Annotated in this window: 11 protein-coding genes and 1 pseudogene; 5 read left to right on the top strand and 7 right to left on the bottom strand. The window is 71.8% G+C overall.

Going from position 1 to position 15,367, the window contains the following annotated elements:
- The first annotated feature begins 28 nt into the window (after window positions 1-28).
- Complete coding sequence (locus QNA09_RS15100) at window positions 29-448, top strand: VOC family protein (protein ID WP_010594808.1); 420 nt, start codon at window positions 29-31, stop codon at window positions 446-448.
- Window positions 445-1,260 (top strand): MerR family transcriptional regulator, encoded by an 816-nt coding sequence (locus QNA09_RS15095; RefSeq protein ID WP_010594807.1) that lies wholly within the window; start codon window positions 445-447, stop codon window positions 1,258-1,260. Before QNA09_RS15100 ends, QNA09_RS15095 begins: the two co-directional genes overlap by 4 nt.
- A 63-nt stretch (window positions 1,261-1,323) precedes the next feature.
- On the opposite strand, the gene glpK is transcribed toward QNA09_RS15095, so the two are convergent.
- On the bottom strand, window positions 1,324-2,838 hold the full coding sequence (glpK, locus tag QNA09_RS15090) for a glycerol kinase GlpK (RefSeq protein ID WP_010594806.1): 1,515 nt from the start codon (window positions 2,836-2,838) through the stop codon (window positions 1,324-1,326).
- 95 nt (window positions 2,839-2,933) lie between these two features.
- Between glpK and glpD the strand changes: the two genes are divergently transcribed.
- Window positions 2,934-4,667: a glycerol-3-phosphate dehydrogenase gene (glpD, locus tag QNA09_RS15085; protein WP_010594805.1), complete on the top strand. Its 1,734-nt coding sequence runs from the start codon at window positions 2,934-2,936 to the stop codon at window positions 4,665-4,667.
- Between the two features lie 61 nt (window positions 4,668-4,728).
- Here glpD and QNA09_RS15080 read toward each other — a convergent pair whose 3' ends face one another.
- Complete coding sequence (locus tag QNA09_RS15080; protein ID WP_010594804.1) at window positions 4,729-5,265, bottom strand: hypothetical protein; 537 nt, start codon at window positions 5,263-5,265, stop codon at window positions 4,729-4,731.
- A 152-nt stretch (window positions 5,266-5,417) separates the two neighbouring features.
- On the opposite strand from QNA09_RS15080, the pseudogene QNA09_RS15075 reads away from it, so the two are divergent.
- Together QNA09_RS15075 and QNA09_RS15070 are read left to right on the top strand one after the other, a co-directional pair.
- Window positions 5,418-5,969, top strand: a pseudogene (locus QNA09_RS15075) (TetR/AcrR family transcriptional regulator); the annotation flags it as partial.
- A gap of 69 nt (window positions 5,970-6,038) precedes the next feature.
- The gene (locus QNA09_RS15070) at window positions 6,039-6,296 is read left to right on the top strand and encodes a Rho termination factor N-terminal domain-containing protein (RefSeq protein ID WP_003935700.1); all 258 of its coding nucleotides are present in this window, start codon (window positions 6,039-6,041) and stop codon (window positions 6,294-6,296) included.
- Window positions 6,297-6,387: 91 nt separating this feature from the next.
- Here QNA09_RS15070 and QNA09_RS15065 read toward each other — a convergent pair whose 3' ends face one another.
- The 5 genes from QNA09_RS15065 to QNA09_RS15045 all read right to left on the bottom strand — a co-directional run bounded on the left by QNA09_RS15065 (window position 6,388) and on the right by QNA09_RS15045 (window position 15,281).
- On the bottom strand, window positions 6,388-7,182 hold the full coding sequence (locus tag QNA09_RS15065; protein ID WP_010594803.1) for a DNA-formamidopyrimidine glycosylase family protein: 795 nt from the start codon (window positions 7,180-7,182) through the stop codon (window positions 6,388-6,390).
- The gene (locus QNA09_RS15060; RefSeq protein WP_010594802.1) at window positions 7,182-11,699 is read right to left on the bottom strand and encodes an ATP-dependent helicase; all 4,518 of its coding nucleotides are present in this window, start codon (window positions 11,697-11,699) and stop codon (window positions 7,182-7,184) included. The genes QNA09_RS15065 and QNA09_RS15060 overlap by 1 nt, the downstream gene beginning before the upstream one ends.
- 68 nt (window positions 11,700-11,767) lie before the next feature.
- A complete protein-coding gene (locus QNA09_RS15055; protein WP_010594801.1) occupies window positions 11,768-12,325 on the bottom strand; it encodes a hypothetical protein in 558 nt (185 codons plus the stop codon).
- 44 nt (window positions 12,326-12,369) lie between these two features.
- Window positions 12,370-13,740 carry an FAD-binding oxidoreductase gene (locus QNA09_RS15050; protein ID WP_208643875.1) on the bottom strand — a complete coding sequence of 457 codons (1,371 nt, stop codon included), beginning with the start codon at window positions 13,738-13,740 and terminating at the stop codon, window positions 12,370-12,372.
- A complete protein-coding gene (locus QNA09_RS15045) occupies window positions 13,737-15,281 on the bottom strand; it encodes an AMP-binding protein (protein WP_040272438.1) in 1,545 nt (514 codons plus the stop codon). Before QNA09_RS15045 ends, QNA09_RS15050 begins: the two co-directional genes overlap by 4 nt.
- Window positions 15,282-15,367 lie beyond the last annotated feature (86 nt).

Below are 15,367 nucleotides of genomic sequence, written 5' to 3'. Positions count from 1 at the left end.
TCGCTGGGGGAGGGTCGACGGTGGAGGCATGCGAACGAACAGCATCTTCCCCGTGGTCCCCGCTCACGACGTCGCCCGCAGCCGCGACTTCTATGCTGGGCTGCTCGGTCTGCGTGTGGTTTTCGACAGCGGCTGGTATGTCCAGTTGCAGGCGGCGACCGACGAGACCGTGCAGCTCGGTCTCGTGGCACGCGGCCACGAGACGATTCCCCGAGCCCATCTCTCCGCTCCCGCCGGCGTGCTGATCTCGGTGGAGGTCGACGACGTGGACGCCGTGTATGCGCGCGCCGGCGACCTCGCACTCCCGGTCGCGTCGGACCTGCGCGACGAGGACTTCGGGCAGCGGCACTTCATGACCGTCGATCCCGACGGCCTGCTCGTCGACGTGATCACGGTGATCCCGTACGCGCCGGAGGTTGCCGGAAGCGGGGCGGTGGTGACCGGGTGAGCCCGGCCGACGGCTGGCTGAGCATCGGCGAGTTCGCGCGGATGTCGCGGCTGAGCGTCAGGACGCTGCGCCACTACGACCGCGAACGGCTGCTCGCTCCAGGCCGGGTCGATCCGCGTACCGGATACCGGTACTACTCGCGGGAGCAACTCGCCTCGGCTCTGCGCATCGCGGTGTTGCGCCGAGCCGAGGTGTCCGTCCCCGCGATCCGTCTCCTCCTGCAGGACCCCGGACACACCGAGGCCGTCCTCGCCGCGGAGCGGGAACGGATCGAGCGCGAGGCCGACCGTAAGCGCCGCGCGCTCGCCCTCGTCGCGTCGCTCGCCGAGGCCGAAGCCGGCGGACTCTCCGTGCGCCGGCACCGGGTCGAGGATCGAACGGTCTTGTGGCGCAGTGGGGAATCGACCGCCGAATCTCTCGATTCGGATGTGACGAATCTCGTGACGGCGCTGCTGACCGAGGCGTCGAGCGCCGGGCTGCCCACCGACGCGCCGGTGGTGGGGCAGTACCCGGCCACCCTCGACGGCGTGGTGCAGTTCGGCGTCGGTCTCGAGTTGCGGTCCCCGCCCGGACGTGCGGAAACTGCCACGACGACGCTGCCGGGCGGGGCGTTCGCGGGCGTGGACTTCGTCGGTCCGGTCGCGCTGCTCCCGGTCGCCTACCACGCACTGTTCGGGTGGCTCGACGAGCGCGGTCTCGCGGCCGAGGGGCCGTTCCGGGAGTACTACCTCGCCGACCCGCGCGACGTCGCTCCCGATGCGATGCGTACGCGGGTGCTGCACCCCGTCCCCGGTGACCACGTTCCGGGATGAGGGGTCCCCGAGGCCGGCGCGCCGAGGCTCCCGCGCCGGCCTCGCCCCACCGGATCGACCGACTCAGGCCCAGCCGTAGGTCCGTTCGACCGCCCGGTTCCACTCGGCGTAGAGCCGTTCCCGCTCGGCGGCGTCCATCTTCGGTTCCCAGGTGCGGCCGGCCGCCCAGTTGTGGCGGATGTCGTCCTCACCCTCCCAGAAGCCGACCGCCAGGCCCGCCGCGTACGCCGCGCCGAGCGCGGTGGTCTCGGAGACCACGGGGCGGACCACGGGGGCGCCGAGGATGTCCGACTGGAACTGCATCAGGGTCTCGTTGACGACCATCCCGCCGTCCACCTTCAGCGTGTGCAGTTCGACACCGGAGTCGGCGTGCATCGCCTCGATGACCTCACGGGTCTGGTAGGCGGTCGCCTCGAGTGCGGCCCGCGCCAGGTGCCCCCGGTTGACGAAGCGGGTGAGACCGGCGATCACCCCGCGCGCATCGGGTCGCCATCGCGGTGCGAACAGTCCCGAGAACGCCGGTACGAAGTAGGCACCGCCGTTGTCGGGGACGGTCGCGGCGAGGTCCTCGATCTCCGCGGCCGTGCGGACGAGCCCCAGATTGTCGCGCATCCACTGCACGAGCGAGCCCGTGACGGCGATCGAACCCTCGAGGGCGTACACCGCCGGGGCGTCGCCGACGCGGTAGCAGACGGTGGTCAGCAGCCCGTGCTCGCTGCGCACCGGCGTCGTCCCGGTGTTGAGAAGCAGGAAGTTGCCGGTCCCGTAGGTGTTCTTGGCCTCACCCGGCGACAGGCATGCCTGGCCGAACGTCGCGGCCTGCTGGTCTCCGAGGATGCCGGCCACCGGGACGCCGGCCAGCGGTCCGCGGTCGCGGGCGTATCCGTAGATCTCGGACGAACTCCGGATCTCCGGCAGCATCGACATCGGAATGCCGAAATCCGCACAGATGTCCGGATCCCATTGCAGCGTCTCGAGATTCATGAGCATCGTGCGCGAGGCGTTGGTGACGTCGGTGAGGTGCACCCCCGGCTGCCGGTTGCCCGCGCCGGTGCCGCCGGTGAGATTCCACAGGATCCAGCTGTCCACCGTCCCGAACGCGAGTTCGCCGGCCTCCGCCTGCTCCCGGGCGCCCTCGACGTTGTCGAGGATCCACCGCACCTTCGGGCCCGCGAAGTACGTCGACAGCGGCAGGCCCGTGGCGTCGCGATACCGGTCCACGCCCGCGTCCCCGGCGAGCTGCTCGACGAGGCGATCGGTGCGGGTGTCCTGCCACACGATCGCGTTGTGGACGGGCCGGCCCGTGGAGCGTTCCCACACCACCGTGGTCTCACGCTGGTTGGTGATCCCGATCGCGGCGATGTCGGCGCGCGTGAGATCCGCCTTCGCCAGGGCCAGGGCGGCGACCTCGCGAGTGTTGATCCACAGTGTTTCCGGATCGTGTTCCACCCAGCCGGCGCGGGGAAGGATCTGTTCGTGCTCGGTCTGGGCCCAGGCCACGATGCGACCGTCGTGGTCGAAGATGATGCAGCGACTCGACGTGGTCCCCTGATCGATCGCGGCGATGTATCGGGTCACGGCAACCTCTCCGGGCGTGTGGTTCGGGACGGCAGTCTGCGGACGAACCTACTACCCTGAGTGCGGAAACGTCGGCGACTCACGGGAGCAATGCGGTGACCAACCAACCAGGCGTCCAGGTCCTCGGGCCGCAACAGCGCCGTGACGCATGGCGACGACTCGGCTCGGAGCACTTCGACGTGGTGGTCGTCGGCGGCGGTGTCGTCGGCGCCGGCGCCGCCCTGGACGCCGCCACCCGCGGGCTGCGGGTCGCACTGGTGGAGGCGCGGGACTTCGCCTCGGGCACGTCGAGCCGCTCGTCGAAGATGTTCCACGGCGGGCTGCGCTATCTCGAGCAGCTCGAGTTCGGCCTCGTCCGTGAGGCGCTGCGCGAGCGCGAACTGTCGCTGTCGACGCTGGCCCCGCATCTGGTCAAGCCGCTGAAGTTCCTCTTCCCCCTCACCCACCGCGGGTGGGAGCGCCCGTACGTCGCTGCGGGCATCTTCCTCTACGACCGGATGGGCGGCGCCAAATCCGTGCCCGCGCAGAAGCATCTGACCCGGTCCGGCGCGCTGCGCATGGCACCCGGGCTCAAACGCAACTCGCTCGTGGGCGGGATCCGGTACTACGACACCGTCGTCGACGACGCCCGCCACACCATGACGGTGGCTCGCACCGCCGCCCACTACGGCGCCGTCGTACGCACGTCGACCCAGGTGGTCGGGTTCCTGCGCGAGGCCGACCGGGTCTCCGGTGTACGGGTGCGCGACTCGGAGGACGGCTCGGTCACCGAGGTGAGGGCGCACGTGGTGATCAACGCCACGGGGGTGTGGACCGACGAGATCCAGGCCCTGTCCCGGCAGCGCGGCCGGTTCCGGGTGCGCGCCTCGAAAGGCGTGCACATCGTGGTGCCGCGCGACCGGATCGTCAGCGACTCGGCGATCATCCTGCGCACCGAGAAGTCCGTGCTGTTCGTGATCCCGTGGGGCAGCCACTGGATCATCGGCACCACCGACACCGACTGGAATCTCGACCTCGCCCACCCCGCCGCGACGAAGGCCGACATCGACTACATCCTCGACCACGTGAACCGGGTCCTGGTCGTCCCGCTCACCCACGGCGACATCGACGGCGTGTACGCGGGACTGCGGCCGTTGCTGGCGGGGGAGAGCGACGAGACGTCGAAGCTCTCGCGCGAGCACGCCGTCGCCCGGGTCGCGCCCGGTCTCGTCGCGATCGCCGGCGGCAAGTACACCACCTACCGGGTGATGGCCGAGGATGCCGTCGACCTGGCGGCCGAGGACATCCCCGCCCGCATCGCCCCGTCCATCACCGAACGGGTGCCGCTGGCGGGGGCCGACGGCTACTTCGCGCTCGTGAACCAGACGATGCAGCTCGCCGAGCGGTACGGCCTGCATCCGTACCGGATCAAGCATCTGCTCGACCGGTACGGGTCGCTGATCGACGAGGTGCTCGAGGCGGCGGCCGACCGTCCCGAGTTGCTCGAACCGCTCACCGACGCCCCCCAGTACCTGCAGGTGGAGGTCGTGTACGCGGCGGCCGCGGAGGGCGCGCTGCACCTCGAGGACATCCTCGCGCGCCGCACCCGCATCTCCATCGAGTACCCGCACCGCGGCGTGCACTGCGCCGAGCAGACCGCCCGCCTGGTGGCACCCGTCCTGGGCTGGGACGCCGCGACGGTGGAGCAGGAGATCGCGACCTACCGGGCGAGGGTCGACGCCGAGATCGAATCGCAGAGCCGGCCCGACGACGAGTCCGCCGACGCGCTGCGGGCGGCTGCCCCGGAGGCGCGCGCGGAGATCCTCGAACCGGTGCCCACCGGCGCCTGAGACGCCCTCGGCGCGACGGCGGCCCGGCCGTCGAGGACGCCGACGTCGGTGGGTCGACGTGTCAGTGGGTCAGGACGACCTTGACGAGCACCACGGTCGCGGCCACCGTGGTGAGCGCGACGGCACTGACCAGCGAGGTCCGGCCCGGCCGCTCCCCCTTGAGGCGACCGATGACGAAGACGATCCCCCCGATCCGTGCCAGCACGGCGACCTCGGCGAGCAACTGGGCGGTGCGCGGTTCGAGCCAACCCAGCCAGCCGATTCCCAGGATCACGCACGGCAGCACCGCCGAACTCAGGATCGGCACGGAGTTGCGCAGTTCGGCGAGCTTCTCCGCCCGGGTCAACGGGGTGCCCTGGCGCACGGTGTGCCCGACCGCCTCGGCGAACACGTGGGCGACGAACGTCGACAGTGCCGTGCCGAGCACGATCGCGATGCCGACGTACTTCGGCCCGGTGACGATCGGCACGAGGGCCGCGAGCACCAGCACGTTGCCGTAGATGTAGGCGCTGATGCGACTGGCGGCGTTGCCGCGGTCGAGCGGCATGCGCCGGGAGAACAACGGGCCGTGCAGGAGTGCGTTGGCATCGGAGTCCATGCCGACCAGGGTGACAGACCGGGGAGCGTACCGAGACGGCAACCGCGTGCATCCGTCGCGGCCGGCCCGGCGCGTAGGATCCGACGTCGCAGACGGTCGACGACGGGATCGCGGTGGTGGAGAGGGTGCGACGGCGCTGGGGCGGCACCGACATGGCGGAACGCCGGCGGGCACGCCGCGACGCGCTGCTGTCGGCGGGCATCGATCTGCTCGGCGCGCCCGACGGACCGGCGGTCAACGTACGCGCCGTGTGCCGGGCGGCCGGACTGACCGAACGGTACTTCTACGAGAGCTTCGACGACCGGGACGCGTTCGTGCGCGCCGTGTATGCGGCGGTCGGGGAACACGTGCGCGCAGTGCTGGAGGGCGCGGTCGGCACGGTCCCGCAGCCGCGGGACGTTCCCGGGGCGGCGGTCCGGGCCTTCGTCGAGCTGATCGTGGACCGCCCGGCCGTGGGCCGGGTGCTGCTGCTCGGCCCGCTGCGGGAACCGGCCCTCGGCGGGCAGGGCCTCGATCTCGCTCCCGCATTCGTGACGCTCGTCCGGCAGCAGCTCACCGCGATCGCCGATCGCGACGAGCGGCACCTGGTGGCCGTGGGGTTGGTCGGGGCACTGACGAGCCTGTTCATCGGCTACCTGGACGGCACCGTCACGGTGGCGCCGGAGCGGTTGGTGCGGCACTGTGTGAGCCTGCTGGTCCAGGCCGGAGGTGTACGGCCCCGGCCGGAGGGGTATCCGCACCACGACAGCACGCTCGACGAAAGGAGGGGCATCATGCCCAGGTCGTCGATCAAGGACGAGAAGCTCTATCAGGAACTACGTGACGACGGCGCCTCCAAGGAGAAGGCCGCCCGAATCTCGAACGCGGCCGCGAATCGTGGCCGTTCCTCCGTCGGGCACAAGGGCGGCAAGTCGGGGTCCTACGAGGATTGGACGGTCGACGAGTTGAAGAAGAGGGCGAAGGAACTCGGGATGTCGGGTTACTCGTCCAAGCGCAAGAGCGAGCTCATCGACGCTCTGCGTAACCACTGAGGCGCAACCACTGAGGCGCAACCACTGAGGCGCAACCACTGAGCCGACCGCGCGGTCGCCGCGCCGGCTCGGCCGGCGGAGCGGGGGCGACTCACCCGTCCTCGCTCCGCGGCTGACAGTGCGGGCACCAGTCGATCTTGCGGTCCGGGTCCCCGGCCGACCCCAGCATCCCGGTGCGGATCACCGTGCCGCACCGGCGGCACGGCTTGCCCGCGCGCCCGTACACCCATGTGCCCCGGCCGGGCCGGCGGTCGCCGGTGGTGATCCGGCTGACACGGTCCCGATTGAACATCAGCAGCCGGTGCGCCAGATCGACCCAGGCGGCCGGATCTCCCGCGTCCGCAACCGGAGTCGCCGGGTGTACGCCCCGCAGGAAGCACAGTTCGCACCGGTACACGTTGCCCACCCCGGCCATCACCCGTTGATCGAGCAGCGCCAGACCGACGGGGCGGCCCGGGTCGCGCGCCAGGTTCGCCGCCGCGACGGCCGGGTCCCAGTCCGGCCCGAGCAGATCCGGGCCCAGGTGTCCCACGGCCTCCGCCTCGCGGTCGCGGTCCAGGACCTCGACGGTGCCGAGATCGAAGCCGACGGCCTCGGCGTCCGCGACCGCCAGCACGATCCTCGCGTGGTATCCCTGACGGCGCCAGCGCGTCCCGGGTGGGTGGACGTCCCACACTCCCTCCATCTTCAGGTGGGTGTGGACGGTGTGTGCACCGGCGCGGATCAGCAGGTGCTTGCCGCGCGCGAGCACCTCCTCGACCACGGTGCCGGTGAGGTCGACCGTCGCGTACCGGGGCACGCGGATATCGCAGCGCGTCAACGGCTTTCCCGCCAGTGCGCCGCGCAGGAGAGTGGCCGCCCGGAAGACGGTGTCGCCCTCGGGCATCAGGCCCTCAACCGGAAGCCGCGCGGGGTGGCCGAGAAGCCGGCCTCGGCGAGGAACTCGGCGAACGAGTGGCCGTGGATGGAACTGCCGTCGACCTTCTCGACGACGAGAGTGTCCAGGCCCCCGCCCTTGACCGTCCCGGCCAGCGACGTGCACGCGCCGCGGAGAGTTCCCGGGTCGTCGCTGAACGTCAGCACCGTGCGGCCGCCGCGTTCGACGAACAGTCCCAGTTCGCCGTCGACGAGTACGACGAGTCCGCCGGCCTTGCGGCCGGGACGGTGCCGCGGCGAGTCCTCGGGGGCGGCCGACTTGGGCCACGGCAGGGCCGCACCGTACGGATTCGCCGGGTCGCAGGCGGCCAGGGTCACCGCCGGGGTGTCGGTGTGGCGGCCCTCGAGCGATTCGCCGTAGGACCGCAACCGGTCCACGACCTCCGGCGTCGAGAACTGGGCACCGCCGAGCGTGTCGACGAAGTAGCCGCGCCGGCACCGACCGGTCTCCTCGAACCGGCTCAGCACCTTGTACATCAACGCGAAGCCGCCCGGCACGCCCTCGGCGACGACCGCGCCGCGGGTGACCACGCCGTAGCGCTCGAGCAGCAGGTCCGCGGTGGCGTGGGTGCGCACCGTCGGGTCGGTTTCCCGTTCGGGCAGCAGCGACCACCGGCCGCCGACCGTCGGGGGCCCGCTTCGGCTCGGCAGTGCCGGACGTCCGCGGTACATCCGGGCGCGCGGGGCCCGCCGGGGCGTGCGATGCGCGGGGGTGGCGCGTGAGGTGTCGCCGACGAGGGCGCGCAACGCGGCCGGCGCGTCGCCCGAGACGAGTCCGGCCCACACGAGATCCCAGAGAGCCGAGGAGGTTTCCGCGTCCGTGGTGCCCAGGGCGTCGGTGAGCTGGCGGAAGAAGTACGCCCCGCCGCCCGCGAGCGTGTCCAGGATGCCGTGATGGACGTCGGTCCTGTCGATCTCGGCTGCCGGTGCGAGGGTCAGCGGAGCAGTGTCGGCCAGGTGCAGCGAGACCCAGCCGTCCTTGCCGGAGATCTGCCCCGAGCCGGCCCACACGACTTCGCCCGTCGTGGTGAGTTCGTCGAGCATCGTCGGGGAGTAGTCCCGCACCCGGGGGGCGAGGATCAGCGGCTCGAGTGCGCTCGCCGGCACCGGCACCCCGGCCAGCTGCTCGACGACCGTGGCCACTCCGTCCACTCCGCGCAGGCCGCCGCCCACGTGCTGCCACGCCGGCAGGAACCGGCCGAGGGTGGCGGTCCCGACGGGTTCGACCTCCTGTCGTGCCGCAGCGAGCGACCGTCGGCGCAGCCGCCGCAGTACCTCGGTGTCGCACCACTCCGCGCCCGTCGCGCCGGGGCGGAACTCTCCTGCGCTGACCCGTTTCTCGGCAGCCAGCCGATGCAGCACGTCCTGCACCACCGCGGTGCCGAGTCCGAATCCGGCCGCCGCCTCCGCCGCGGTGAACGGGCCGTGGGTGCGGGCGTACCGGCCGATCAGGTCGCCCAGCGGATCGGGCACCGGCTCGACGAACGCCGTCGGCACGCCGATCGGCAACGGGACCCCGAGGGCGTCCCGGAGACGTGAGGCGTCCTCGATGGCCGACCACCGCTCCCGGCCGGCGAAGGACACCTTCAGCACCCGGCGCTGTGCGTCGAGTTCGTCGAGCCAGGCGGCCGGATCGGCGGTGGTGCGCTCGGCGATTTCGGCGTCGGTGAGGGGGCCGAGCAACCGGAGCAGGTCCGCGACACCCTCGGCGTCGCGGGCTCTGCGGTCGGGGGCGAGGTGCTGCAGCTCGAGCTCGGCCCGGGCGATGACGTCGGCGTCGAGCAACTCGCGCAGCTCCACCCGGCCGAGCAGTTCGGCGAGCAGGGTCGAGTCCAGGGACAGGGCCGCGGCGCGCCGCTCGGCCAGGGGACTGTCGCCTTCGTACATGAACGCGCCGACGTAGTCGAACAGCAGCGAGGTCGCGAACGGCGACGCGGTGGCCGTCTCGACCTCCACGATCCGGACCTGCCGCCGGGCGACACGGCCGAGCAGGTTCCGCAGCGCAGGCAGGTCGTAGACGTCCTGGAGGCATTCCCGCACCGTCTCGAGCAGGATCGGGAAGGTGGGGTAGCGACGCGCCACGTCGAGCAGCTGGGCCGACCGCTGACGCTGCTGCCACAGCGGCGCCCGCTTGCCGGGATTGCGGCGGGGCAGCAGCAATGCGCGCGCCGCGCACTCCCGGAAGCGGGACGCGAACAGTGCCGAGCCGCCGACCTGCTCGGTGACGAGGTCCTCGATCTCGTCGGTGTCGAAGGCGAAGACCTCCGCCCCGGGCGGGGCGTCCTCGGTGTCCGGGAGCCGGACGATGATGCCGTCGTCCGACGCCGTGGGTGCGGCCTCGACGCCGTACCGGTCGAGCAGTCGCGCGCCCACGGCGAGTGCCCACGGTGCATGCACCCGCATCCCGTACGGGGAGTGCAGCACCAGGCGCCAGTCGCCGAGTTCGTCGCGGAATCGCTCGACCACCAGGGTGCGGTCGGTGGGCAGCTGCCCGGTGGCGGTGCGCTGCTCCTCGAGCAGCCGGGTCAGGTTCGCGGTCGCGTTGTCGTCCAGGCCGCCGCGACGGCACCGGGCGGCGGCGTCCTCCGGATCGGCGTGCCCGAGTTCGCGCACGAACGCCCCCAGGGCGGCGCCGAGTTCGGCCGGGCGGCCGACCCCGTCGCCGTGCCAGAACGGCAACCGGCCGGGCTGTCCGTAGGCGGGGGAGACCAGCACCCGGTCGAAGGTGATCTCCTCGATGCGCCAGCTCGTCGCGCCGAGCGCGAACACGTCGCCCACCCGGGACTCGTACACCATCTCCTCGTCGAGTTCCCCGACGCGCGTGGCCTTCTCGCCGACCATGTACACGGTGAACAGGCCGCGGTCGGGGATCGTGCCGCCCGAGGTGACGGCCAGCCGCTGCGCGCCGGGCCGGCCGGTGAGAGTGCCGGCGGTGCGATCCCACACCACCCGGGGCCGCAGCTCGGCGAACTCGTCCGACGGATAGCGCCCGGCTAGCAGGTCCAGCGTCGACTCGTACGCCGAGCGCGGCAGCGTCGCGAAGGACCCGCTGCGCCGAACCGTGTCGAACCACTCGTCCACGTCGACCGGCTCGAGCGCGACCGCGGCGACGGTCTGCTGTGCGAGCACGTCCAACGGGTTGGCCGGGACCTGCAGAGCCTCGATGTGCCCGCCCACCATCCGTTCGACCGTGACCGCGCAGTGCACCAGGTCGGTGCGGTGCTTGGGGAACAGCACCCCGCGGGAGACCTCGCCGACCTGATGGCCCGCCCGTCCGACGCGCTGCAGGCCGCTCGCCACCGACGGGGGCGCCGAGACCTGGATCACCAGGTCGACCGCGCCCATGTCGATGCCGAGTTCGAGGCTCGAGGTCGCGACGACGCAGCGCAGCCGCCCGGATTTGAGGTCGTCCTCGATCAGGGCCCGCTGGTCCTTGCTCACCGAGCCGTGGTGGGCCCGCGCCAGCAGCGGTTGTGCGCCGAACGCGACCTCGGTGGGCGCCCCGAGCTGCGCCGGGGGCCGCGGCCGGTGGTCCACCGCCTCGCCCTCGCGTTCGGCGTGGATCTCGTTGAGCCGGGCCGTCAACCGCTCGGCGAGGCGGCGGGAGTTGGCGAACACGATGGTGGAACGGTGCGCGACGATGAGGTCGACGATCTGCTCCTCGACGTGCGGCCAGATCGACCCGGCCTGCGGGACCGCGGGCATCCCGTCGTCCGACAGTTCCGGCTGTACGCCCAGTTCGGTCATGTCCTCGACGGGCACCCGCACCGTCAGATCCCACGTCTTGGCCGACGGCGGGGCGACGATGCGGATCGGCGCCGCCCCGGCGAGGAACCGGCCCACCTCCTCGTGCGGGCGCACCGTCGCCGAAAGGCCGATCCGCTGCGCGGGCCGCCCGAGCAGCACGTCGAGCCGTTCGAGCGAAAGCGCAAGGTGGGAGCCGCGTTTCGTGCCGGCGACGGCGTGCACCTCGTCGACGATGACGGTCTCCACCCCGGCGAGCGTCTCGCGCGCCGCGGAGGTGAGCATGAGGAACAGGGACTCGGGGGTGGTGATGAGGATGTCCGGCGGGGTGCGGATCAGGGCGCGCCGGTCGGTCGCCGACGTGTCGCCCGAACGCACGCCGACGGTGATCTCCGGCGGCTCGAGGCCGAGCCGGCGCGCGGTCTGGGTGATGCCGACCAGCGGCGAGCGCAGGTTCCGTTCCACGTCCACCGCGAGGGCCTTGAGCGGGGAGACGTAGAGCACCCGCGTGCCGGGGTGCCCGGCCGGGGTGGCCGCGAGGCGGTCGAGCGACCACAGGAACGCCGAGAGCGTCTTGCCCGACCCGGTCGGGGCCACCACCAGGGTGTGCGCGCCGGTCGAGATCGACTCCCAGGCCCCGAGCTGCGCGGCGGTCGGGGCCTCGAACGCGCCCGCGAACCACTGCCGGGTGGGCTCGGAGAATCGGCTCAGGACATCGGTCACCGTTCCATGGTGCACCGCCGGTACGACACCGCGGGCACCTCGCGGGTTCCGGACCCGGGTACCCGGCGTCAGTCGGCCAGCGCGAACCGCGCCAGCTGGGCGCAGTGGTGCGACGCCCAGCGGCACCTGCCGGTACGCATCACGCGGCCGACGAGTGCGGCAGCGGCCGGCTCCCACGGCATCGCGGCGAACTGCGCACGGCTGGCCGGCTCGCCGGACCAGCCGATCGACACGATGGGTCCGTCGAGCCGGAACCGCAGCTCCGAATGCGTTGCCGCGAGCACTTCCACGCTCGTGCCGGCCGTCGCCTCGAGGTCGTCGACGGCGACGCTGACCCGTCCGCCGAGCCGGCGTGCCTGCGCGGCCGGAGCCTCGACGTACAACCCCGCGGCCTCGATCGCGCCGACGTGCACGCTCACGAGCGGTTCGGTGGAGCCGTCGCGCGGCGGCAGGCACACCACCGACCAGTACTCGCGTTCACTCATCCGCGGGTTGGGTATCGCGGCGCGGACGTAGTCGCGCAGCCACGTCGTCGCCGCGGTGAACTCCGGGTACTGCTCGAACGTCCGGTAGCGGGTGTCGCGCAGCGGCAGACCCGCCGGGGACAAGGGCGTACGGGCGTTCACTGGATCTGGTCCTCGTGCACGCGGTCACCGTACTCGATCTTGTTTCAGAGGATGACGCCCGGATTGAGAATCGAGTCCGGGTCGAGTGTCGCCTTGATCCGCCGGGTCAGGTCCATCACGTCGGGACCCACCTGATCCGGCAACCACGCCTTCTTCAGCCGGCCCACCCCGTGCTCGCCGGTGATGGTGCCGCCCAGCGCGATCGCCAGGTCCATGATCTGCCCGAACGCCAGGTGCGCCCGCGCCGTCTGGTCGGCGTCGGTGGGGTCGTACACGATCAGCGGATGGGTGTTGCCGTCCCCGGCGTGCGCGATCACCGCCACCGTCACCGCATTGCGCTCGGCGATCTCGGCGACGCCCCCGACGAGTGCCGGCAGTGCCGGCAGGGGAACGCCGACATCCTCGAGCAGCAGGCTGCCGGTCCGTTCGACCGCCGGGATGGCCATCCGCCGCGCCGCCGCGAACGCCTCGCCCTCCTCGGGGTCGTCGGTCGAGAACACCTCGTCGGCGCCGGCGTCCTCGCACGCCTTCACCATCGTCGCGATCTCCTGCGCCGACGCCGTACCGGGCGCGTCGGACCGGGCGATGAGCATCGCCTCGGTGGTGCGGTCCAGCCCCATGTGCAGCGCGTCCTCGACCGCGTTGATCGAGGCACGGTCCATGAACTCGAGCATCGCCGGGCGCAACGTCGCCGTGACGGCCAGCACCGCGTCGGCCGCGGCCTGGACCGAGCCGAACGTGGCGACCATCGTCGACGCCGGCGGCTGCGGCGGGAGGAGCCGCAGCGTCACCTCGGTGATGACGCCGAGGGTGCCCTCGCTGCCGACGAACAGCTTGGTCAGCGACAGCCCCGCCACGTCCTTGACGCGCGGTCCGCCGAGCCGCACCGCGGTGCCGTCGGCGAGCACCACCTCGAGTCCGAGCACGTAGTCCGTGGTGACGCCGTACTTCACGCAGCACAGCCCACCGGCGTTGGTCGCCGCGTTGCCCCCGATGGTGCACATCTCGAACGACGACGGGTCGGGCGGATACCACAGCCCGTGCTCGGCCGCGGCCCGCTTGACCTCGGCGTTGAGCAGTCCCGGCTGGACGACCGCCGTGCGGGTGACCGGGTCCACGGCGACCGCCCGCATCCGCTCGGTGCTCAGCACGATCCCGCCCGGGACGCCGCCCGCCCCGCCGGACAGGCTGGTGCCCGCGCCACGCGGCACCACCGGCACCCGGTGCGTGCTCGCCCACCTCAGTGTGGCCTGCACGTCCGCCGTGCGGGTGGCCCGCACGACCGCGCGCGGCACCGCCGCGTCCGGGTCGCGGGCCCAGTCCTGCCGGTACCCGGCGAGCAGGTCCGGATCGGTGATCAGCGCGCCGTCCGGGAGCTGGTCGGCGAGTTCGGCGAGATCGGCGGGCACGGTCAGCCTGCCGGGGTGAGGTAGCGGGCGCGCAGCTTGTGCTTGACGAGTTTGCCGGTGGGCGTGCGCGGCAGGTCGTCGGAGAAGTCGATGCTGCGCGGCGCCTTGAAGTGGGAGACGCGCTCGCGGACGAAGTCGAGGAGCTCGCGCTCGACCTCGGGCCCGGGCTCGACGCCGTCGGCGAGCTGGACCACGGCCTTGACCTCCTCGCCCATCTCCTCGTTGGGGACCCCGATCACGGCGACGTCGTACACCTTGGGATGCAGGGTGAGCACGTTCTCCGACTCCTGGGGGTAGATGTTCACGCCGCCGGAGATGATGGTGAACGCCGCCCTGTCGGTGAGGTACAGGTAGCGCTCCTCGTCGAGGTATCCGATGTCGCCGCTCGTGGTCCACGTCGGATGGTCGGGATGGGTGGCCTGGCGGGTCTTCTCGGGATCGTTGTGGTACCGGAACGGATGCTCGTCCCCTTCCCACCACACGGTGCCGACCGCGCCGGTGGGTAGTTCGCGGCCCTCGTCGTCGCAGATGTGGACGATTCCCATGACCCCGTCGCGCCCGACCGACCCGGGATGCGCGAGCGCCTGCTGCGAGTCGATGAACGTGGCGCCGGCACCCTCGGTGGAGGCGTAGTACTCGTACACGACCGGACCCCACCACTCGATCATCGCGCGCTTGATCTCCGGCGGGCACGGTGCCGCCGCATGGATGGCGACCTTCAGGCTCGACACGTCGTACCTGCCGCGCACCTCCTCGGGAAGCTTGAGCATCCGCACGAACATCGTCGGGACCCACTGGCTGTGCGTGACCCGGTAACGGTCGATCAGGGCGAGTGCCTCCTCGGGCTCGAACCGGTCCATGAGGATCACGGTGCCCCCGACCGACTGGATGGTGCCGCAGAAGCGCAGGGGGGCAGCATGATAGAGGGGAGCGGGGCACAGGTAGACGGTGTCGGCGTCGAATCCGTACATCGGCGCGAACACCGCCGTGTAGGGATCCGGAACGTCCTGCACCTGGCCCTCGGGCAACTTCGGCTCGATGCCCTTGGGCCGTCCGGTCGTTCCGGACGAGTACAGCATGTCCTGGCCACGCGGCTGCGACTCGAGGGGCGAGGTGTCGAACGCCGCGAGTGCCTCGGAGTAGTCGTCGAAGCCGGGCAGCACACCGCCGTACACGAGCCGTCGGTCCACGTTCGGGTAGGCCTCGGTGCCGGTGTCGATCGCGGTGGCCGCACCGGCCGAGGCGACGAGCACCTTCGCACCGCAGTCGTTCACCACGTACGCGGCCTCGGACGGGGTCAGATGCCAGTTCACCACCGTGATGTACAGGCCGGACCGCAGCGCCGCCCAGTAAACCTCCATGACCCGCAGGTCGTTGTCGGAGATCAGCGCGATGTGATCGCCCGGCTCGAGGCCCGCGGCGCGCAGGTACTTCGCGAGGCGGACGGAGTTCTCGTCGAGCTGCCGGTAGGTGAGCGACTCCCCGGTGGCGGGCCGCACGATAGCGGGCTTGTCGGGCGTCGTGGCGACGAAGTTCCCAGGAAACATGTTCCCTGGTCTACCACAGCTGTGGCCCGGGTCACGTGAGTCGCGCGCCCGCGGTGCCGTCGCTCGACCGGACCGCCCGGCCGGGC

It is taken from the genome of Rhodococcus sp. AH-ZY2 (assembly GCF_030916465.1).
In the GTDB taxonomy this organism is placed as follows: domain Bacteria; phylum Actinomycetota; class Actinomycetes; order Mycobacteriales; family Mycobacteriaceae; genus Rhodococcus; species Rhodococcus ruber.
This window is presented reverse-complemented; position numbering and strand designations above follow the sequence as displayed.